This is a genomic window from Alcanivorax sp. 24, assembly GCF_004360225.1.
Classification (GTDB): Bacteria; Pseudomonadota; Gammaproteobacteria; order Pseudomonadales; family Alcanivoracaceae; genus Alloalcanivorax; species Alloalcanivorax xiamenensis.
This window is the reverse complement of record NZ_SNUA01000005.1, coordinates 297019-318427: the sequence shown is the minus strand read 5'-3', so window position 1 is coordinate 318427 and position 21409 is coordinate 297019. Positions and strand designations below refer to the sequence as shown.

Sequence of the window (21409 nt, the reverse complement as noted above, 5' to 3'; positions counted from 1 at the left end):
TGTAGGTGCGGGGTGGGGTCATTTCTCCCACGGTCTGTACCCGAAGGGGTCAGAAGCTGCCTAGGTCCCGCCACCCCGACAAGTCTCTCTGCCTACTATCGACTTGCCACGCCAACATACAAGCTGCCTTGGCAGCGAATCGGTGTTAGCCCTCCGCCGCCGGCCGGGTGCCGATGGTGACGTCCACGTCCATGCGAGTGCGGTTGCGGATCACGTTGAGCGTCACCTTGGTGTCCGGAGCGGTACCGGCGATGCGGTTCATGGCCTCGTAGCCGTCCTTCATGGTCTCACCGTCGATGCCGATCAGCACGTCACCGGGTTGCAGCCCCCCCTGATTGGCCGGACTGTCCACCACTACCTGGGTGATCACGCCGCCGGCTACCCGGTCCATGCCGAAGGTCTCCGCCAGATTGGGGGTGATGTCCTGTACCGTGACGCCGAGATAGCCACGAATCACCCGGCCATGTTCGATCAGATCCGACATTACCTCGCGGGCAATGGACGCGGGAGTGGCGAAACCGATACCCTGCCAGCCGCCAGTGGAGGACAGAATCGCCGTGTTGATGCCGATCAGGTGGCCGCGCGTATCGATCAGCGCGCCACCGGAGTTGCCGCGGTTAATGGCGGCGTCGGTCTGAATGAAGTTCTCGAATGTGGCGATACCCAGATGACTGCGGCCGGTGGCGCTGACGATACCCATGGACACGGTTTGGCCCACCCCCAGCGGGTTGCCGATGGCCAGCACCACATCGCCGACGGTCACCTGGTCCGGCCCGTTCAGTTCGATTTTCGGCAAATCCTCCAGAGCGATCTGCAGCAGCGCCAGATCCGTTTCGGGATCCGTGCCGACCACCCGGGCCGGGGCATCCCGGCCGTCGCGCAGCGACACCAGGATCTCGTCGGCGTCCCGGATCACGTGATAACTGGTGAGGATGTAGCCGTCATCGGCGACGATTACACCGGAACCCAGGCTGGCCAGGGCGCGTTCCCGGCGGGGCCGTTCCATGAAACGGTTGAACAGAGGGTCCTGGGTAATGGCACCGGTGGAGACGATCTGCGTGGTGTAGATGTTCACCACCGCCGGCGCCGCCTGGTTGACCGCGCTGGCGTAGCTGTCCGGGCTGGGGGCGCCCTGGCCGCGCGCGGAGCCCGGGCCCTGCTGATGCCACCAGAGCACACCGAATCCCACCAGCAGACCGGCGAGCACCGGTAAGGCGAGGAAACGGATCAGTCGAGTTACAGCCCCCATGAAAATGCCTCGTTCTTTGCCTCGGTGCGCGCACCGGTTGTGGAGAAACGGAGAGAAACTTGCTCCGGTCCGGCGAACCGGCTAGTTTGCCGGGCTGAGCGGGCCGCCGCGCTGGTTCCATAAAGCGTTCATGGTAGCAGATCAACGGTAGAATGAGCTTGTTTTGGAGCCTGTTGATGATCCGCGCGCCACTGCGTCGCTGCTGGAAAAGCCGCCAATCGATCCCCGGGAGGGTGCCCCATGCTGAAACGAGACCGTCTGTTGTCGGTGCTGGACACCGAGCTGCAAAGTCACCGGTTCAAGGACTACTGCCCCAACGGCCTGCAAGTGGAGGGTCGCGAGCAGGTGCGCCATCTGGTCACCGGTGTCACCGCCTGTCAGGCACTGATCGATGCCGCCATTGTCGAGGAAGCGGACGCGATTCTGGTGCATCACGGCTACTTCTGGAAGAACGAGGACGCCCGGGTACGCGGCATGAAGAAGCAGCGTCTGCAGAGCCTGCTGCGCCATGACATCAGCCTGTTCGCCTATCATTTGCCACTGGATGCCCACCCCGAGTTGGGCAACAATGCGCAGTTGGCGCGGCGTCTGGGCCTGGTGGTGGAAGGCGGACTGCAGCCACGGGACAGTTTTCCGATCGGCAACGTGGGGCGTCTGGACGGGCCGATGACCGCCGACGAGTTCGCCTCTCACGTGGAATCGGTGCTGGGGCGCCAAGTGCTGCATATCGGCGATACCCAGGATGAGATCGAGACCCTGGCCTGGTGCACCGGTGCCGCCCAGGGCTTTATCGATCAGGCTCAGGCGCTGGGTGTGGACGCCTACCTGAGCGGCGAGATTTCCGAGCCGACCACCCATTTCGCCCGCGAGACCGGCATTCATTACTTTGCTTGCGGCCATCACGCCACCGAGCGCTACGGAGTGCTGGCCGTGGGGGAATGGCTGGCGGACGAATACGGCCTGGAACACACCTTCATTGACATCGACAATCCGGTTTGAGGCCCCCTTCTGATTCGTCATGGCGTGCCATTCCCGCCGGGCGCATGCAGTACAGGACAGCATGAACATAACCGTCATTTTCAACCCCACCGCCGGCGGCGGCCGGGACCGCCGGCTGCGGCATTTTATCCGCACCCTGGAACAGGGCGGCGCGCGCGTTCGCCTCTATCACACCCGCGCCCCCGGGGACGCGATTCGCTATCTGCGGGAGCTGGAAGACCAGGGGGATTGCGTGGTCGCCGCCGGCGGCGACGGTACCGTCAACGAGGTCCTCAATGGGCTGCGCCCAGGCGTGGCGCTGGGCTTGTTCCCGATTGGCACCGCCAATGTGCTGGCCAAGGAACTGGGGTTGCCGCGCCGTCCGGAAGCAGCGGCGGAAGTGGTGCTGGCTGGCCAATCCCTGCCGGTGACGCCGGCGACGCTCAACGGTCGCCGCTTTATGGTCATGTGCGGAGTGGGTTACGACGCCTGGGTGGTCGATCAGGTGGACCTGATCCTGAAACGTCGGATCGGCAAGCTGGCTTATGCCCTCAGCATGATCCGGCAACTGGCTCGTTACGGAAAAGTGAGCTACCGGGTGTCGGTGGATGGCCGGCCTTTGGACTGTTTCTCCGCGGTGATCACCAATGGCCGCTACTACGGCGGCAGCTTCGTCCTCAGCCGGCAGGCCAACATCGCCCGTGCCAAACTGCAGGTGCTGCTGTTTCAGCGCTCCGGGGTGTGGTTTCTGTTGGGGTGCTTGGTGGCGCTGATGATGGGGCGGCTGGAACGGCGTGACGGCGTGGCTTCGGTGAGCGCGGAGAAAGTCACCGTGGAGGTGTCCCGGCACCTGGCCGGTAGTGACGTCCGGCCGGTGGGCGAGGTGGCCTGGCCGAAACCGGGCCCGGAGCCGATCCAGGCGGATGGCGACCCCGCTGGCTGGTTGCCGGCGGAAATCGTGCTGGAGAATCAGGCGGTGCCGGTCCGGGTGCCGCGGTAGTTGACAATTGACAGTGGGCGGTTGACAGCGAAAAGACAAAGCACACAGCTCTTTAGCCGCTGTGGGAGCCCAGCTTGCTGGCGAAGGTCCGTAAGCCTCTTCGCCAGCAAGCTGGGCTCCCACAGCTGTCATCATGGTTCATGGCCCCCATAGAATAAGACCCAAACGTAATATTCTTAGTAGCGGTGGAGGATCGTCGCCGCTGGCCGGTATAATCCGCGCCCGTTAATGCCCAAAAAATGACCTCTAGGGAGTGAACATGTCACAACTGGTGAAACCGCATGGCAGCGATACGCTGAAGATCCTGCTGCTGGAAGGCTCCGAGCGGGAGCAGGCGCTGCAAGCCGCTGAAACTCTGCCGAAAATCACACTCAGCTCGCGGGAGCGGGGTGACCTGATCATGTTCGGCATCGGTGGTTTCACCCCCCTGGACGGCTTCATGGGCAAAGCCGACTGGCAGAGCGTGTGTGACAACATGACGCTGGCGAACGGTGTGTTCTGGCCGATCCCGATCACCCTGTCCACTGACGCGGCCACCGCCGAAGGCCTTAATGAAGGGCAGGACGTGGCGTTGGTGGACGAGTCCGGTGAGATCATGGGCGTGCTGACGCTGACCGAGAAGTACGGCATCGACAAGGCCCACGAATGCCAGCAGGTGTTCAAGACCACCGATGAAGAGCACCCGGGCGTGAAGATGGTGATGGCCCAGGGCGAGGTCAATCTGGCCGGTCCGGTCAAGGTATTCAGCCAGGGCGAATTCCCCACCAAATACGCCGGCATTTACATGACGCCCACTGAAACCCGCGCCATGTTCGAGGAAAAAGGCTGGAAAACCGTGGCCGCTTTCCAAACCCGCAACCCGATGCACCGCTCCCATGAGCACCTGGCGAAAATCGCCATCGAGATCTGTGACGGTGTCATGGTGCATTCCCTGCTGGGTAACCTGAAACCCGGTGATATCCCCGCCGAGGTGCGTCAGGAAGCCATCGGCACCCTGATCGACAAGTACTTCGTGAAGAATACCGTGGTGCAATCCGGTTACCCGCTGGACATGCGTTACGCCGGGCCTCGCGAGGCGCTGTTGCACGCCCTGTTCCGTCAGAACTACGGCTGCTCCCATCTGATTGTTGGTCGCGACCACGCTGGTGTGGGCGATTACTACGGTCCGTTTGACGCTCATCACATTTTCGATGAAATCGCCGATGACGCGCTGATCACCCAACCGCTGAAAATCGACTGGACCTTCTGGTGCGACAAGTGCGGCACCATGGCTTCCATGCGTACCTGTCCGCACGAAGCGGAAGACCGCGTGTTGGTTTCCGGCACCAAGCTGCGCAAGCTGCTGAGCGAAGGGGGCGACGTGCCGGACAACTTCAGCCGCCCGGAAGTACTGGAAGTGCTGCGCCGTTACTACGAAGGGCTGCAGGACCACGAGAAGGTGAAGGTGGAACTGACAGGGCATTCCGCCCGCTGATCGGCTGCTTGAAGGCTATCGAGAATTGATTCGCGGCCGAGGCCGCTTCCCACGGAGGGGCTACCAGGCTGCTGTGGGAAGCGGCCTCGGCCGCGAAGGGTTTCAGGCTTTCTTGTCATCGCTTTCGCTGTCCACGTCCGCGTAATCCCGCGGCGGCTCGACGAAGTTCGCCGGCTTGGCGTTGTCGTCCACGTTGACCGGCTCGAACGGGCCGTCCGGATTGGCGCGCAATCCGAAGTCCTCGGCCAGGGTTCCTTTGGCCTTGGGCGCGTAATCCAGCGGCTGTGATACCGGCATGTTCTGTTCACCGGCGGCATCCAGGGATTTGGCGGCGGCCCGTTGACGGCCCGCTTCACTGCACAATTCACTGGCACCCTCGGACAATTGCTGATGCACCGCGCGATAGGCGTTGGTCAGTTCGTTGACCAACTCGGCGGTACGCAGGAAATGATGATCCACCTGATCCCGGTAGTGATTGAGCGCCTGACGGGCGTCATCACGATCGCGCAGCACGCGGCTGGACTGGCGCCGCGCGGGCAGCAGCCAATAGAGCAGGCCGGCGCCCAGCACCAGGCCCACCACGAATGAGATCAGATTGGTTGTCAGCATATCCATGTCATACTCCTAGCGACCCTGAACAGGTCCTACTACCCGGATGGCGCACCAGATACCCGGTGGACCGGCTCCGTTCCACACGGCTCGCGCCGTCCACCATTGTCATGCACCATACAACCACGACCGCGCGGTTTGGTGCCGTACCCGGATCAAGCCGTATTGCAGCACAGACATCGCCCGGGCGCCAACTGTAAACGGCCGCCGGTATTTAAAAACATGAGCCGGATCAGTCTCAGGGACCGGCGTGAACACACGCGTTACACCAGGAATTCGGGAGGATAATCATGAGCTCGGAACGGCTGTTGCTGGACGGGCCGGAAGGCAAACTCGAGGCCGTGCTGGAAGGGACCATCGATAACCCGAAGATGATCGCCATTATCTGTCATCCTCATCCGTTGTTCGGTGGCACCATGGACAACAAAGTCGTCACCACGCTGAGCCGCGCCGCCCGCGAGGCGGAGGCCGCCGTGGTACGGTTCAATTTCCGCGGTGTCGGCGCCAGTCAGGGAGCCTACAGTGAAGGCATTGGCGAAACCGAGGACCTGATGGCGGTGCACAACTGGCTGAGCAAGCGTTACCCGGGATTACCGTTCTGGCTGGCCGGGTTTTCCTTTGGCACTTTCGTGGCCGCCCGTGGCGCCGAGATCCTGGCCGCCAACGGCAGCGGGCCCAAGGCATTGTTCCTGGTGGCGCCGGCGGTGCACAACTACCCCTTCGACGAGATCGAATCGGTCGGTTGCCCGGTGACGGTGGTGCAGGGCGAGGACGACGAAGTGGTTCCGGTGGAGAAGGTGTTCCGCTGGGTCGAGACCACACCGCTGGCGCCGGACCTGATCCGTTTCCCCGAAAGTGGCCACTTCTTCCACGGCCATCTGTTGGAATTACGTGACGTCGCCGCCTCACGGTTGCCGTGAATCGCCGCCCGTGTTGCTTGTCTCCCGGCAATGAGAACGCTACATTGAGCCGCCGTCCACTGGCCGTTTGAGTTTGTTCAACCGATGACGCCGCTAGAGAAGTACCAGGCCGATCTGGCCAGCCCGGAGTTCCTGCACGACGCCGCCCAGGAAGAGGCCGTGCGGGCTCTGGACGCGCTCTATCACCGGTTATTGAAGCCGCGTCATGGCGGTGGTTTTCTGGGTCGGCTGCGCAAGCGCAAGCCTACGCCGGAAACCGGCCTGTATATGTGGGGCGGGGTCGGGCGCGGCAAGACCTACCTGATGGACGTGTTCTTCGAAGCATTGCCGTTCGAGGAAAAGCGGCGCATGCACTTCCACCGTTTCATGCAACGAATCCATCGGGAAATGCGTGCCCGCCAGGGGGAGAAAAACCCGCTTACCAGCATCGCCCGCGAATTCGCCCAGCGCTATCGGGTGCTGTGTTTCGACGAGTTCTTCGTCACTGACATCACCGACGCCATGATCCTCGGCACCATCATGGAAACGCTGTTCGATGAGGGCGTGGCGCTGGTGGCCACATCCAATATTGAACCGGACGGGCTTTACAGGGACGGTTTGCAGCGGGCCCGCTTCCTGCCGGCCATCGCGTTGATCAAACAGCACACCAAGGTGCTTAACGTGGACGGCGGTAAGGATTACCGGTTGCGGTTGCTGGAGCAAGCCGAGCTGTACCATTGCCCTCTGGGGCCGGAGGCGGACCGCTTTATTCGCGAACGCTTCGAAGCGCTGTCCGGTGACCATGGCCGGCGTCGGGAGCAGGGCAACATTCTGGTGGAAGGGCGCAAGATCGCCACCGTGAAATCCGCCGACGATGTGGTCTGGTTCCGGTTCGAGGCCCTCTGTGACGGCCCGCGGAGCCAGAACGATTACATTGAAATCGCGCGGGAATTCCACACCGTCCTGGTGTCCGGCGTGGAACGCATGGGGGTGGCCACCGATGACCGCGCCCGCCGTTTCATCAACATGGTCGATGAATTCTATGACCGTGGGGTCAAACTGGTGATCACCGCGGAAGTGCCGATCGAGGACCTCTACGCGGGCGGGCGCCTGGAGTTCGAGTTCGAGCGCACCCGCAGTCGTTTGCTGGAAATGCAATCGCAAGAATACCTGGCGAGAGAGCACCTGGCCTGATCGTTTTGGTCATTGTCCCCCCGCACCACTTGTTTCACTCTGGTTGACTGTTTCGCCGGCCGAGCGCCGGTTCTGCCAACAATAACCGGAGAACATCATGATCCCCCGTACCCTGTTCAGTTCCGACCACGAAGCGTTCCGCGATACCGTCCGTCGTTTTCTGGAAAATGAAGCCGTGCCTCACCATGAACAGTGGGAAGAGGAGGGCCAGGTGCCTCGTGAACTGTGGCGCAAAGCGGGGGAACAAGGGTTTCTGTGCCCCATGGTCAGCGAAGCCTACGGCGGCATTGGCGCGGATTTTCTATATAGCGTGGTGGTCAGCGAGGAAGTTTCCCGGGCGGGGCTGACCGGTATTGGCTGGGGGCTGCATACCGAGATCGTCGCCCCTTATATCGAGCACTATGGCTCGGAGACGCTCAAGCAGAAGTATCTGCCGAAGATGGTGACCGGTGAACTGATCGGCGCCATCGCCATGAGCGAGCCCGGTGCCGGCTCGGACCTGCAAGGGGTCAAGACCAATGCGGTGAAACAGGGCGATCACTACATCCTGAACGGCTCCAAAACCTTTATCACCAATGGTCAAAACGCCGATATCGTCATCGTCGTGGCCAAGACCGATCCGGATAAGGGGGCCAAGGGCATCAGCCTGCTGCTGGTGGACGCGGGCACGGCGGGTTTCGAGAAGGGCAAGAACCTGAAGAAGGTGGGCATGAAGGCCCAGGACACCTCCGAGCTGTTCTTTCAGGATGTGAAAGTACCGGCGGAGAACCTGATCGGCGAGGAAGGCATGGGCTTCATCTACCTGATGCAGGAGTTGCCGCAGGAACGCCTGGGCATCGCCATTAACGGTCTGGCCATGGCGGAAAGCGCCTTCGAGCACACCCTCAACTATGTGAAGGAGCGCACCGCCTTTGGCCGTCGCGTCGCCGATTTCCAGAACACCCAGTTCAAACTGGCGGAGATGCACACCCGGCTGGAAGTGGCCCGCGCCTACGTGGACCGCTGCCTGGAGCTGCATCTGAAGAAGGAGCTGGACGTCCCCACCGCCGCCGGTGCCAAGTACTACGTGTCCGACCTGCAATGCGAAATCGTCGATGAATGCGTGCAGCTGCACGGCGGCTACGGCTATATGTGGGAGTATCCGGTGGCACGCATGTTCGCTGACTCCCGGGTGCAGCGTATCTACGGTGGCACCAATGAGATCATGAAGACCATCATCAGCCGGGCCCTGCTCGCTGGTTGATTCGCCCCTCCACTCCTGCTCCCCCCACGTACCGGTCGCCTTGGGGCGATCCGGCACGTGGGTGCGGTTTTACAATACAAATCTTCCCCAAATGTATATCTCTGTATAACCTTTGCGCACAAGTGCTCGCTGAGGCGTCCCGGGCCCGTTCCAGTGGGGAAAATAAAAGGAATCCGGGTCCGCGAACGTCGCATGCCCCGTGAAGGCCATGTTGTATGGCCGTGCGGAAGGCGGTGATTGGCCCAATGGGGTGGCTAGGCGAGTGCTTTTATCAGGTGTATAAGGGATTTGAGGCTTGTATGAGTCTCGCCCAAGGACGCCTTTATTCAGCTCGCAGGACGATGGAGAAAATCATGAAAATAAAAGGTGCGATTCTGGTAGGATCGGCGCTGTCACTGGCGGTGAGTTCGGCAATGGGTTCCGGGTTCTCTGTCTCTTATCAATCCGTTTCCGCCCTGGGTACCGCCTATGCCGGTTCCGGGGTGCTCAGTGAAGACGCCTCTAACCAATGGTACAACCCGGCAACGCTGGCCGGCCTGAAGAAGGCCCAGGTCACCGTGACCGGTCATCAGGTCTGGATCGATACCGACTTCAAAGCGGACAGTGCCTCCGGTCCGGGCAACTTCAAGGATGTTGAACCGTTCGTGGGCAGCGCGTTCCTGGCGGTGCCGATCAATGACACCATGACCTTCGGTCTTGGCCTGACCGCGCCTTTTGGCACCAAGATCGAGTACCAGAACGGCTGGGGTAATGCCGTGGCTCCGGGCATCACCTCCGGTGACTTCTACGCGCAGGAATCCGACGTCAAGACAGTGAATATCAACCCGTCCCTGGGCATTCAGGTCACCGACAAGCTGAACGTGGGCGTGGGCGTCAGCTACCAGCGCATCGACGCGGATCTGCAAAACGCCGCCACCCGTCTGGAAGGCGACGATGACGCCGTGGGCTGGAATGTCGGCCTGACCTACCAGGCGGACGACAACAACCGCTTTGGTATCGCTTACCGCTCCAAGATGGAATACACCGTGGACGGTGATATTACTTTCCACCCGGCGGCGGCCGGCCCCCTGGCAGGAAAATATTCCGGCAAAGCCGACATTGATCTGCCGGCCAGCCTGCAGCTCTCTTACGCCGGTAACATGACCGAGCGTACCCAGTTGCTGCTGGGCGTCGAATGGATGGAGTGGAGCGATCTGAGCACACTGGACGTCAAACACAATGGCCCGGCTCCGTTGCCGAACCCCGCGGTGGAAAACTTCGACTGGGAGAACACCGTGCGTTACTCCCTGGGTCTGCGCCATACCCTGACCAACGACACCGTGTTGCGCTTCGGCGTGGCCAAGGAAGACTCCACCCAAGGTACCTCCAACCGGTCCGCGGCGTCTCCGGACTCCGATCGTGTTTGGGTTACCCTCGGTGCGGGCTTCAAGCCCACGGACAACATGAGCATCGATGTAGGCTACGCGCATATCTTCGTCAGCGACGCGGATATCACCCGTCAGGACGGCACCAAGCCGCCCCTGTCCGGCACCTATGAACTGGATGCCAACGTAGTGGGCGCGCAGCTCAACTACACCTTCTGATCGCCTTTCGGGACGATCTTGACGGCGCGGCTTCGGCCGCGCCGTTTTTGTTTCAACCTCTCCTCCCGTTAACGTAAACCCTATTGTTTTTCCCGCCCTCCTTGCTCCAGGCTGTGCTTGATACGGACCGGGTGGGATCATGTTCAGAGTCGCGATAGTTCTGCTGTTATTGATACCGCTGGCGGGTTGTGGCTCCAGCGGTGGCGAGCCACGGCTTCAAGATGACATCACCGAACTGACCTTGCATGGCGACAGCGTTGCCGGTGTCGATCAGGTGGTGGGTATCGTCGCGGTTTTGCCGGATCGGTACGACCGATACCAATGGACTCAGCTGGAAGGCACGCCGGTGGTATTACCAGATCGCCACGGTCTGGCGATCAGCTTCCGGGTCAGCGACCCCGGGCGTTATCGATTTCATTTCCAGGCCGGCTCGGACCAGGGCAGCATCAGCGATGAGTTTGTCGTCACCGTGGCTGATGATGGTGAGCCGGCCAGGGCTGCTCTGCGCGCGGATCGCTCGGTCAGTGCCGGTGGGCGCACCTCCCTGCGTTTCTGGCTGGATGACCAGGCGCCGGTCTCGGCACCCCGATTTCGTCAAGTGAGCGGACCCACCGCCTCCCTCGCCTACGGCAGCGACCCGGCGGTCGTGTACCTGACCGCGCCGGATGTGCCCGGCGATCGGGTATTGATGTTCGAAGCCAGTGTCGATACCGCCGAAGGCACCTTCACTGACCAGGCGCGGGTAGTGGTACGCAATCGTCCGCCGGTGACCAGCCCCTACTTCTGTGCCGGAGATGGCGCGAACTGCGCCACGACGACACCGCTGCAAGAAGTGCGAGCCTATCGGCGGGATTCCACCTATCGGCCGGTACTGGAACGTTGTGTCTATGACAATCAACTGGATGGCGCCCGGCTGTGCCGGGTGTCGGAACTGCCGCCATTGGGAGGGCAGGGGGATTCGCCCACGGTGGACCGGATCATGGATCGGGTGCTGGTCAGCCACGACTGGATGGGCGAGCGTTTCGAAGCGCTATTACGCGACCCTGAGACGCAAGCGGATTTGCGCCACCTGCTGCGGCCAGTGACCGCCGTGGTGATCTCCAGCGACCTGCGCCCCTCGTTTTACTGGGCGCTCACCGGCGCCATCTACCTGGATCCCCGCTACCTGTGGCTCACCCCGGAGGAGCGGGATCTGATCAATGAACAGCCGGATGCCCGTAGTGGTTTCGGTGAAGACCTGCCGTTCCGGATCGTCAGCCGTTTTCTCTCCGATGACGGGCCCATGCCCGCTTTGCCCGCCGCTGGCGAGCGGGTGGTGATCAGCGAAGATCGGTTGCGCCCCCGACTGACCAACACCCTTTATCACGAACTGGCCCACGCCAACGATTATCTGCCGCCCTCCGTGCTTCCCTTTCTGGACGCTGAGCTGCGTATCGTCGACGAGGTCAATCGCCGCTCGCCGGTGTCGGCGACCCTGCCCGGTGGCCCCCGGGACACCAACCTGACGCAACTGGCCCGGGTCCGCTATTACGGCGACCCCATCACCGAAGCGCAAAAACAACTGGACCCGGACCAGGTGGCGGACTGGTTCTTCGCCGACGTCACCAACGACTTCTACGCCTACACCACGCCCCGCGAAGACCTGGCCATGCTGTTCGAAGAGACCCTGACCGGATTTCGTCTGGGATACCAACGGGATCTCGCCGTCACCGACACCGACTATGTGGTGCGCCAGGGCTGGCGGCATCGCATCGCGCAAACCGGCGTGGCGGAGCGGGTGGGGTATGTACTGGACCGGATCTATCCCGAGCAGGCGCCGGCCATCCGCGCCTACCTGGAAAGCCTCACTCCGGAGCCGTTATGCGCGGACGTGGCATTCACGTCCAGTGGCCCTGAATGTGCGACGCCAATGGCCTTCCCGGCATCGCTGGAAGCGTTCCAATACCAACCGGAGCCGCACGAGCACTTCTCTCCGCCTTCGGTGCGGCCTTAGGTGGGATGGCTTTATTGCTGGACTATTATGTGCGAGTTTCCCGGCTCAGCACATCAGCGACCCATTGGTTGATGCTCTTGTGAGCGAGTTCAGCTCTGACCGCAACCGTTGCGTGCAACTCTGGCTCCAGTCGCAGGCTGAGCTTGCCGGAGTAAGGCTTTTGCGGCTGGCGATTCAGCTTGGCGCAGGTATCGAGATAGTCATCGACCGCCTCCTCGAAGGTGGCGCGTAATTCCTGAACGGACTCGCCATGAAAACCCACCACGTCACGAATGCCCGCGATGTGTCCAACGAATAGATTGTCTTCGTCACTGTACTCGATGCGGGCTGCATAGCCCTTGTAGGTCATTGCACTCATGGGGTAACTCCTGCTTGCTCAAGGAAGGCCCGTGCGTCACGTACCTGATACGGCTTGGCCTTACTGGAGTAGATGGCCTTCAGGGTGCTGCGCTGCTTGCGATATATGATATCAAATAGTAATACCGTGATGGCACACTTGGGCGGCTCCAGCCCTGCTCGAGGCGGGTATAATCAAGGCTTGTATCGTGATGCGATACGCGATACAATTTTCGCAAGCAGCAAGTGGGGGCGGCCAGTGATTAAAAGTTTTCGCCATAAGGGGCTGAAGAAGTTCTTCACTACCGGCAGCACCGCCGGTATTCAGTCGCCCCATGTGCCGAAACTTCGCCGTCAGTTGAGCCGACTCAACGCCTGCGCTTCACCTCAGGAGATGGACGTCCCCGGTTGGAAGTTTCATCCCCTCAAAGGTGACTTGGCCGGTCACTATTCCGTGTGGGTGAATGGTAACTGGCGACTCACTTTCGCATTCGAGGACGGCGATGCCATTCTCGTGGATTATCAGGACTACCATTAGGAGGTCGCTATGGAGATGTTCAATCCTCCTCACCCCGGGGAAACCCTGCGTGAGGATGTACTCCCGGCTTTGGGGCTCAGCGTCAGTGAAGCGGCTCGCCAACTCGGCGTATCCCGGGTAGCTCTGTCTCGTGTTCTCAACGGCAAGGCTGCCATTTCCATCGAGCTGGCCCGTCGCCTTGAGGTCTGGCTCGGCGGCCCGGAGCGTGGAGCGCGTGCTGAAACATGGCTCCGCGAGCAGATTCAGTATGATCTGTGGCAGGCACGTCAGCAGGGCGACATTACTGACATCCATGCCGTTGTTTGACGTGTAGCCCCTAAAATCCGGCCATTAAAAACCTTCGAGGAGGGGGCTGCCGGGAACTATTACTCTTGTGATCCGGTATCAGAGAGGAAACACATTTTAAAGCCCAGGATCAGTTGTGACGAAGGTCACAAAGAGCTACATTCGATACTACAATAAAAATGCATAAGGATTTGCCGTGACCCGCCTGGAGCGTCTTTACCGTATCCACGGTTTGTTGCGTAACGCCCGGCAACCGGTGCCAATGCGGCGTTTCGTCGAGGAACTGGGGGTAACTCGTAATACCATTACCCGGGATTTTGAGTATCTCAGGGACTTCTTTGCTGCGCCCATCGTTTACGACCGGGACCGTAACGGCCATTACTACGACCCGGAAGCTCCGGAGTTCGAACTGCCCGGTTTCTGGATGAACGCCAGCGAGCTCTACGCACTGCTGGCCTGCGAACAATTGCTGGAAACGGTACAGCCGGGCCTGATGGCTCAGCGATTGACTCCGATTCGCCAGCGGATCCAGAAATTGCTGGGGGATGCCAGCGAGCATGAAACCAGGCTGGGCCAGAAAGTCCGACTGCTTCCTGTCCTGCAACGACCGGTCGACAACCCCGTCTTTATCGGCATCGCCGATGCCACCCTCGCCAATACTTGCCTGCGCATTCGCTATCGGGCCCGCAGCCATGACGGATCCGGAGAGCGCACGGTACACCCACAGCGGCTTCTTCATTATCGCCACAACTGGTATCTGTTGGCCTACTGCGAGCAAGCCGGTGACTTGCGCCTTTTCTCTCTCGATCGAATAGAGGTGCCGCGGATGGACGACCGCCCCTATAAACAGATCGACGCTGAATCTCTGGAGGCATTCATCGGCGACAGCTTCGGCCTCTTCTCCGGCGCGCCGTCCTACTGGGCGGAACTGCGCTTTTCCTCACGCGCCGCCCGCTGGGTCGCCGACGAACTCTGGCACCCGGACCAGCGGGGAGAATGGCGGGATGACGGTTACCACCTCCAAGTGCCGTACTCGGACCCTACGGAACTGATCATGGAGGTGTTGCGGCATGGGCCGGATGTGAAAGTGTTGGAGCCGCTGGAATTACGGGTGGCAGTGCGGGAGCGTTTGGAGGGGGCGCTGATAGGCTACGTCGGAAAGCAGAGTGAATGACGTGGATACAGGGCGAGTCTCTATATAAGGCGCCCATTATTAGACTGTCTTTATGCTCAGTGGTGCCATTTGGTGAGCAGAGGGAGTGTTAGGGTCTTAAGTAGTCATTAGAGCTATGAAAATTGCAAATCAGACTGTGACGGTGTGAAAAGGCGCCGAGGACAGACTCCTTGGGGGGATTATGCAGGACATATCGCCGACGGATTTGAAGACAATACTCCATTCGAAACGGGCCAATATTTATTATTTGCAGCATTGCAGGGTATTGGTAAATGGCGGGCGAGTCGAGTATGTCACCGATGAGGGGCGCCAATCTTTGTATTGGAATATCCCTATTGCCAATACAACAACGCTCTTGCTTGGTACAGGCACTTCCATTACTCAAGCTGCAATGAGGGAGCTGGCCAAGGCCGGCGTGTTGGTGGGTTTCTGTGGAGGGGGTGGTACGCCGCTTTTCTCGGCCAATGAGGTTGATGTGGATGTGGCCTGGCTGACGCCGCAAAGTGAATATCGGCCTACTGAGTACCTGCAGTACTGGGTGCGGTTCTGGTTCGATGACGAACGGCGGCTCGATGCGGCTCGTGCCTTTCAGTTGTCCCGTTTGGCACGAATTGAAACGTTATGGCTCAGTCGGGCTCTCAAGGACTCTGGCTTTGAAGTAACCGCTGACGTTCTGGCCTCGACTCTGGCGCATCATCGGAAAGCGATCGAAGAGGCTACCAATACCACGGATTTACTCACCCTGGAGGCGAGGCTTACCAAGGCCCTGTTCAAAATGGCCACTCGGGCGGTGGACTATGGTGACTTCGCCCGCGCCAAGCGGGGCAGTGGCACCGATCCCGCCAATCGCTTTCTCGATCATGGCAACTATTTGGCCTACGGGCTCGCGGCCACGGCCACTTGGGTGCTTGGGATCCCCCACGGTCTGGCTGTACTCCACGGCAAGACAAGGCGAGGTGGGCTGGTTTTCGACGTGGCGGATCTGGTCAAGGATGCGGTAATTCTGCCTCAGGCGTTTCTTTCCGCCATGCGAGGCGATGAAGAACAGGAATTCCGCCAGGCCTGTATCGAGCGGCTTGCTCGGACCGAGTCGCTGGACTTTATGATCGATACCTTGAAGAGCATCGCGCAGGATCTCGGGCAGGGCATCGAATGAATGTGCTGTTTGTTTCCCAATGCAGCAAAAACGCTCTGAGCGAGACGCGCCGGATTCTGGACCAGTTTGCCGAGCGCCGCGGCGACAGAACCTGGCAAACTCCGATTACCCGGGCCGGACTGGATACATTGCGTCGATTATTACGAAAGTCGGCACGCAAAAATACCGCGGTGGCATGTCACTGGATTCGCGGGCACGACCACAGCGAGCTGCTGTGGATCGTTGGGGATGCCAGCCGCTTCAATACCCAGGGGGCGACACCCACGAATACCACTTCCCGGGATGTCCTGCGCCAGAACGACGAGAACGACTGGCATACCGGTGAAGACATCCTGCTGTTAGCTGGCCTGGCTGCTCTTATGCATGACCTGGGGAAGGCTTGTCTTGCCTTTCAGAATCGGCTGGTTGGAAAGCTTGAAGGCCGTAACCTCTATCGGCATGAATGGATTTCCCTACGCCTGTTCGCCGCTTTCGTCGGTAATGATGACGATGCCGGTTGGCTGGGAAGGCTGCTTGGGCCCGGTCTGGAGGATGACGATCGATGGCTTCAGCAGTTGCAGAGGGATGGTTTGGACGACAATGGTGCCTCGCCGTTTCGCCACCTACCGCCTTTGGCCGCGGCAGTAGGGTGGCTGATCGTGACACATCACCGGCTGCCGATGAAACCAGGCGAGCCCGATGATTCAGGTAGACGGCCTCGCTGGGGGGTATTGCGCCCCGCGCTGCGGTCGGATCAGCTTCAGGATATACCCGCTGTCATTAGCGCGGACTGGAATGAGGTCCACGACACCTGTGTTCGGGAACAGGTTGAACCCTATTGGTGTTTTGAACACGCTTTGCCGGTAACTACATCCAGGTGGCGTGAGCGGGCCGGGCATCTGGCCCGGCGTTTGCTCGAGCGTTTGCCGCATTACTCATCCCCTGTGCTGGATAATCCTTATGTCATGCATTTGGCAAGACTGAGTCTGATGCTGGCGGACCATTACTATTCCGGCCTTGAGGAAAGCAGACACCGGGTTCGCGGTGAAAGGGGTTATCCCCTCTACGCTAATACCGATAAAGCCGGTGTTTTGAAACAGCCTCTGGATGAACATCTCTTGGGGGTGGAGAAACACAGCGCGGCAGTGAGTCGGGCACTGCCCAGCATGGTCCGACACCTCCCTCGTCTTGCTCGCCATAAAGGCTTTAGAAAACGCAGTGATCACCCCCGCTTCCGCTGGCAGGACAAGGCATTCGATCTGGCCCGCTCAATCCGCGAGCGTAGCGAAAGGCAAGGGTTCTTTGGCATTAATATGGCCTCCACGGGTTGCGGGAAGACTCTGGCGAACGGTCGTATTCTCTATGCTCTTGCTGATCCGGAGAAAGGGGCTCGGTTCAGCGTTGCATTGGGCCTGCGTACCCTGACTCTGCAGACCGGGCAGGCTTATCGTGAGCGCCTTAACCTCGGTGAAGATGAGCTGGCGGTAAGAGTGGGCGGCGGCGCCAGCCGGGCGCTGTTCGAGCACTATGAACAGCAGGCTGAGCGCACAGGATCGGCCTCTGTCCAGAGCCTGATGGAGGAGGATGGACACGTCACTTTCGATGGCAACTTTGATGCTCACCCTGTTCTGCGGCGGCTGAATCAGGATCCAAATGTTCGTAATCTGATTGCCGCACCTATTCTGGTCTGCACCGTCGATCATTTGATTCCCGCCACCGAAGGGACTCGCGGTGGCCGACAGATTGCTCCCATGCTGCGCTTGATGAGCAGTGATCTGGTTTTGGATGAGATCGACGACTTCGACATCGATGATTTACCCGCACTTACCCGGCTAGTGCATTGGTCTGGTCTCTTGGGCTCGCGGGTGTTGCTGTCCTCGGCTACCTTGCCGCCTTCGCTGGTGCGTGGTCTTTTTGAGGCCTATCGGGATGGCCGGGAGCAATATCAAAAGAACCGGGGCGAGCCGGGGTGCCCCGTGGAGATTTGCTGCGCCTGGTTCGACGAACACGACCGCCACCATGAGACCTGCTCGGACGGTGACGGTTTTTCAGGCATGCACCAGCAATTCGCCAAGCGCCGACATCAGCGGCTGGCTAAGGCAGAGATACTCCGCCGGTCGGAAATCGGTGATTTGAAGGGGCTTGGGCAAGATGGGGCGCCAATTCGTCAGTCATTGGCGGAGTGTCTGCGAGATCATGCCGAGAGCCTGCATGATCGCCATCATAGCGTCGATCCCCATGGTGGCAGGCGGGTGAGTTTTGGTTTGATCCGCATGGCCAATATCGATCCCATTTTTGACGTGGCCCTGGCGTTATATCGGCTCGGGGCAAGAGATGGGCGGAGAATTCATCTTTGCGTCTATCACTCCCAGCATCCTCTATTGGTACGGTCTGAGATTGAACGGTGTCTGGATCGTGCTCTGGACCGCCGTGACGCCAAGGCGGTCTTCGAGATGCCTGATATCCGGCGACGCCTGGATGCTCATCCGGAACAGGACCAGCTTTTTATAGTGCTGGGGTCCCCAGTTACTGAGGTGGGGCGCGATCATGATTATGACTGGGCGGTGGTGGAGCCATCGTCCATGCGATCGATCATTCAACTGGCGGGCCGGGTGCGGCGGCACCGGGAAGCGGCCTGTGATGCCCCCAATATGGTGCTTCTGGATACTAGTCTGAAACACCTGGAGCGTCCAAGCGAACCGGCCTTCTGTCGGCCTGGCTTCGAGACCGCTGGTGATTGGCGCCTTAATAGTCACTCACTGCATGATCTGATGCGGCCGGAGGAATGGGCGGTCGTGGATGCCCGGCCGCGCATTCTGGAACGGCAGGTGCTTCGGCCTCATGAGAGTCTGGTGGACCTTGAACACGAGCGCTTGCGGACATCCCTGTTGGAGCCGCTCAGGGACGCGGGGCCTGATATGTCCTCCGTGGATCCTGCGTCTCTGACGCCGCGTGAACGCAAGCGTCTGCGCAGAGTGCCATCTTCGCCTCCTCTGGGGGCCTATAGCTGGTACCGGATGCCCCGGCTGCATTTATTGGGCGTCATGCCCCAGTATCAGCCCTTCCGCTATCAATCGGCTCGCCAAGACGAACTGGTTTTGCTGCCGGATGAGAGTGGAGAGGACTGGATACTGCATCTGATCCAGGACAGTCAAAAACGCCACGAGAAGCTTTATGTTCCCGTGGAAAAGAGCAAGCTCGAACGGATCGATCTGACCGATGACAGAGGGCCAAGGATTCAGCCATGGGGAACGCCGGACTACCTGGGGGCACTGGTGGAGCTCGCGGACGCCAAAGGCATGGCCTTGGAAAACGCCGCTCGGACCTTCGGCGTGGTCACGCTGCCGGAAAGTGCCCAGGGCTGGCGTTTTCATCCGGCCCTGGGGTTTTCGAAGCGGCGATAAAATGGTTTCAGTAAGGGAAGAGTAATAGGGAGGGGCAGGTAAGATGCCTGAATTAGAAAGTGCTCAGTTGCATTCGGTGATTAAAAGGTTTCTTAAGGAACGGTTAGCAGCTAAAACAGAGAAGCTGGCTCCGGAAGACCCGAAACGTGAGGAGCTAGCCGTTCAGTACGAGCTGGAAACCTGGGTGGGTGACGCGGCACGTCGTGTCGGTCAGCTGCAGGTGGTTACTCACTCGCTCAAACCCCTCCATCCGGACGCTAAGGGTTCTAATCTCTATGCGCCACCGGAAAGCCTAGTGCCTCACTCTCTGGTAGGCAGCCATTTGCTCCCCGAGGATTTCGACAGCGATGTGGTGGGTAACGCGGCGGCCCTGGATGTGTATAAGTTCCTCAAATTGGAACATAACGGGCGCTCTTTTCTGGACCGGGTGTTGGAGGGGGATCCAGCCCTGACGGCTGCCCTGAGCAAGGATCCGGAACAGGCCAGGGAATGGATGACTTCCTTTGCCGCCATCACGGAGCCCCGAGGTGGTGAAGCGTCCCATACCCATGCCAAGCAGGTGTACTGGCTGGTAGGTGACGACCCCGGAGATGACGGAAGCTTTCATCTGCTTGCCCCCTTGTACGCCACCTCTTTGGCCCATCGTGTCTATCAAACGATCAATGAGGACCGTTTCGGTGAGACCACCAAGGCGGCCCGGCAAGCCCGGCGGGACGGCCGCTACTGGGAAGGCGGATATCGGGATTACCCCAATATCGCTGTTCAGAAGTTCGGAGGTACCAAACCCCAGAACATCTCCCAGCTCAATAGCGAGCGGGGTGGCAGTAACTATTTACTCGCCTCGCTTCCGCCTACCTGGGCCGATAGCGGTATCAAACCCCCGTTTTTCACGGACTCGGTGTTTCCCCGTTTTGGCCGGCGCAAGGAGGTGCGTCGGCTGTTGTCCGGGCTGCGCCGCCTATTGATGTCGGACGCGGAGCCGAATGCTGAAACTCGGGATCGCCGTGATGAGTATGTGGGCGCCCTGATTGATGAATTGGTGGCCTTCGCCAGCCGTTACTCGGTGCTCGAATCGGGGTGGAGTGCCTCGCCGGATTGTCGTCTGGTGGATGCGGAAGCGCTATGGCTTGACCCTTGGCGTGATGACGAAAGCTTTGCTCAACGCCGGGAGCAGGGCGACTGGGCGCAGGAGGTTCGGCATCGCTTCGCGACTTGGCTGAATACCCAGTTTGGCAAATCCCGGCCACTCGGGGATGCGGAATTCGCGTTCTGGCAGAAACAATTAGCCAAGAGGCTGAACGCGCTGCAGGAGGACCTGCCCTATGTCTGATGTACGTAACCTACTGATATTGCCGCATTTGCGCATTCAGAATGCCAATGCGGTTTCCAGCCCGATGACCTGGGGCTTTCCGGGCATGAGTGCCTTCGTGGGGCTGATGCAGGCTCTGGAACGCAAGCTGCCGGAGACTCTGGATCTGGAGTTCGACGCGGTAGGCGTTGTCTGCCACCACTACCAGGCTCAAGTCACAGAAGGCGGCTTCACGCGTGCCTTTCATTTGACTCGCAACCCAGTGGATAAGACGGGAGCCACGGCGGCGATTGTCGAGGAAGGGCGTATCCATCTCGACATTACACTGATCTTCTCGGTTCAAGGAGGTGCCTGTGCCGGCGAAGGGGCGGAGCTGGGTCAAGTAGCGAACGAGATCGCCGGGATAGTGGCGGGCATGCGCGTCGCGGGCGGGAGTGTTATGCCGGCTCTGAGCGGTGGCCGGCCATCCAGATTGAAGCCTGAATTAATACAACTGGATGACAACGCGGAGGCTCGGGTCATGCAATTCAAGCGCTTGCGTCGGCGGTGCCTGCCCGGGTTTGTTTTGGTGTCACGGGATGACCTGCTTCAGCAACATCTTGATGAACTGCGCTCTGTGAACCCGGAGTTTTCCATGCTGGACGCCTGGCTGGACCTGTCTCGTCTGAACCATACCTGCCGGTTGGAAACCGCCACCAACAGTCAGGGTGAAAGCCATGACGCCGTGGAGTGGGAGGTACGTCATCGGCCCGGTTGGATCGTGCCCATCCCGGTGGGCTATGGCGCCCTGTCCCGGCTTTACGATCCTGGTGAAGTGGCTCGGACGCGGGATGCGTCGACCCCATTCCGGTTCGTGGAGAGCCTGTATTCCGTTGGTCAATGGGTCAGCCCCCACCGCCTGGAGCGGCCAGAGCAGTTGCTTTGGTATGTGGATAACGACCTGGACTCGGGGCTGTACCGGCTCCGCAATGACTACAGAGATAAACCCATTACCGCTTAACGAGAG

18 protein-coding genes are annotated in these 21409 nt (G+C 60.1%); 15 read left to right on the top strand and 3 right to left on the bottom strand.

The window, feature by feature from the left end; all coding sequences use genetic code 11:
* Nucleotides 1-145: 145 nt before the first annotated feature.
* Nucleotides 146-1249, bottom strand: a complete 1104-nt coding sequence (locus E0L37_RS09675; RefSeq protein ID WP_133491526.1) for a trypsin-like peptidase domain-containing protein — start codon at nucleotides 1247-1249, stop codon at nucleotides 146-148.
* A 240-nt stretch (nucleotides 1250-1489) separates the two neighbouring features.
* Here E0L37_RS09675 and E0L37_RS09670 point away from each other — a divergent pair, with 240 nt between their 5' ends.
* The 3 genes from E0L37_RS09670 (at nucleotide 1490) to sat (ending at nucleotide 4701) form a co-directional block, all read left to right on the top strand.
* Nucleotides 1490-2248: a Nif3-like dinuclear metal center hexameric protein gene (locus tag E0L37_RS09670; protein WP_133491525.1), complete on the top strand. Its 759-nt coding sequence runs from the start codon at nucleotides 1490-1492 to the stop codon at nucleotides 2246-2248.
* Between the two features lie 61 nt (nucleotides 2249-2309).
* The gene (locus E0L37_RS09665; protein WP_133491524.1) at nucleotides 2310-3227 is read left to right on the top strand and encodes a diacylglycerol kinase family protein; all 918 of its coding nucleotides are present in this window, start codon (nucleotides 2310-2312) and stop codon (nucleotides 3225-3227) included.
* Between the two features lie 259 nt (nucleotides 3228-3486).
* Entirely contained in the window at nucleotides 3487-4701 is a 1215-nt protein-coding gene (gene sat, locus E0L37_RS09660) for a sulfate adenylyltransferase (RefSeq protein ID WP_133491523.1), read from the top strand.
* 102 nt (nucleotides 4702-4803) lie between these two features.
* Here the strand turns inward: sat and E0L37_RS09655 are convergent, their stop codons facing one another.
* Nucleotides 4804-5316 (bottom strand): YhcB family protein, encoded by a 513-nt coding sequence (locus E0L37_RS09655; RefSeq protein WP_014995886.1) that lies wholly within the window; start codon nucleotides 5314-5316, stop codon nucleotides 4804-4806.
* A 284-nt stretch (nucleotides 5317-5600) separates the two neighbouring features.
* Between E0L37_RS09655 and E0L37_RS09650 the strand changes: the two genes are divergently transcribed.
* The 5 genes from E0L37_RS09650 (at nucleotide 5601) to E0L37_RS09630 (ending at nucleotide 12222) form a co-directional block, all read left to right on the top strand.
* Nucleotides 5601-6230: an alpha/beta hydrolase gene (locus E0L37_RS09650; RefSeq protein ID WP_133491522.1), complete on the top strand. Its 630-nt coding sequence runs from the start codon at nucleotides 5601-5603 to the stop codon at nucleotides 6228-6230.
* Between the two features lie 84 nt (nucleotides 6231-6314).
* Nucleotides 6315-7403, top strand: coding sequence for a cell division protein ZapE (gene zapE, locus E0L37_RS09645; protein ID WP_133491521.1), 1089 nt, complete (start codon nucleotides 6315-6317; stop codon nucleotides 7401-7403).
* A gap of 97 nt (nucleotides 7404-7500) precedes the next feature.
* Nucleotides 7501-8646 (top strand): acyl-CoA dehydrogenase family protein, encoded by a 1146-nt coding sequence (locus tag E0L37_RS09640; RefSeq protein WP_133491520.1) that lies wholly within the window; start codon nucleotides 7501-7503, stop codon nucleotides 8644-8646.
* Nucleotides 8647-8999: 353 nt separating this feature from the next.
* Nucleotides 9000-10229, top strand: a complete 1230-nt coding sequence (locus E0L37_RS09635; RefSeq protein ID WP_133491519.1) for an OmpP1/FadL family transporter — start codon at nucleotides 9000-9002, stop codon at nucleotides 10227-10229.
* A gap of 139 nt (nucleotides 10230-10368) precedes the next feature.
* On the top strand, nucleotides 10369-12222 hold the full coding sequence (locus E0L37_RS09630) for a hypothetical protein (protein WP_133491518.1): 1854 nt from the start codon (nucleotides 10369-10371) through the stop codon (nucleotides 12220-12222).
* Nucleotides 12223-12247: 25 nt separating this feature from the next.
* Here E0L37_RS09630 and E0L37_RS09625 read toward each other — a convergent pair whose 3' ends face one another.
* Complete coding sequence (locus E0L37_RS09625; protein WP_133491517.1) at nucleotides 12248-12580, bottom strand: type II toxin-antitoxin system HicB family antitoxin; 333 nt, start codon at nucleotides 12578-12580, stop codon at nucleotides 12248-12250.
* A gap of 237 nt (nucleotides 12581-12817) precedes the next feature.
* Between E0L37_RS09625 and E0L37_RS09620 the strand changes: the two genes are divergently transcribed.
* From E0L37_RS09620 to csy2, 7 genes are all read left to right on the top strand, one after another.
* A complete protein-coding gene (locus E0L37_RS09620; RefSeq protein WP_133491516.1) occupies nucleotides 12818-13096 on the top strand; it encodes a type II toxin-antitoxin system RelE/ParE family toxin in 279 nt (92 codons plus the stop codon).
* Nucleotides 13097-13105: 9 nt separating this feature from the next.
* Nucleotides 13106-13402, top strand: coding sequence for a HigA family addiction module antitoxin (locus E0L37_RS09615; protein ID WP_082823923.1), 297 nt, complete (start codon nucleotides 13106-13108; stop codon nucleotides 13400-13402).
* A 175-nt stretch (nucleotides 13403-13577) separates the two neighbouring features.
* Nucleotides 13578-14555, top strand: coding sequence for a YafY family protein (locus E0L37_RS09610; protein WP_133491515.1), 978 nt, complete (start codon nucleotides 13578-13580; stop codon nucleotides 14553-14555).
* Between the two features lie 181 nt (nucleotides 14556-14736).
* On the top strand, nucleotides 14737-15711 hold the full coding sequence (cas1f, locus tag E0L37_RS09605; protein WP_133491514.1) for a type I-F CRISPR-associated endonuclease Cas1f: 975 nt from the start codon (nucleotides 14737-14739) through the stop codon (nucleotides 15709-15711).
* Nucleotides 15708-19094 carry a type I-F CRISPR-associated helicase Cas3f gene (gene cas3f / locus E0L37_RS09600; protein ID WP_133491513.1) on the top strand — a complete coding sequence of 1129 codons (3387 nt, stop codon included), beginning with the start codon at nucleotides 15708-15710 and terminating at the stop codon, nucleotides 19092-19094. The genes cas1f and cas3f overlap by 4 nt, the downstream gene beginning before the upstream one ends.
* Before the next feature lie 43 nt (nucleotides 19095-19137).
* A complete protein-coding gene (csy1, locus tag E0L37_RS09595; RefSeq protein ID WP_133491512.1) occupies nucleotides 19138-20424 on the top strand; it encodes a type I-F CRISPR-associated protein Csy1 in 1287 nt (428 codons plus the stop codon).
* Nucleotides 20417-21403, top strand: a complete 987-nt coding sequence (gene csy2, locus E0L37_RS09590; RefSeq protein WP_133491511.1) for a type I-F CRISPR-associated protein Csy2 — start codon at nucleotides 20417-20419, stop codon at nucleotides 21401-21403. The genes csy1 and csy2 overlap by 8 nt, the downstream gene beginning before the upstream one ends.
* Nucleotides 21404-21409: the final 6 nt, after the last annotated feature.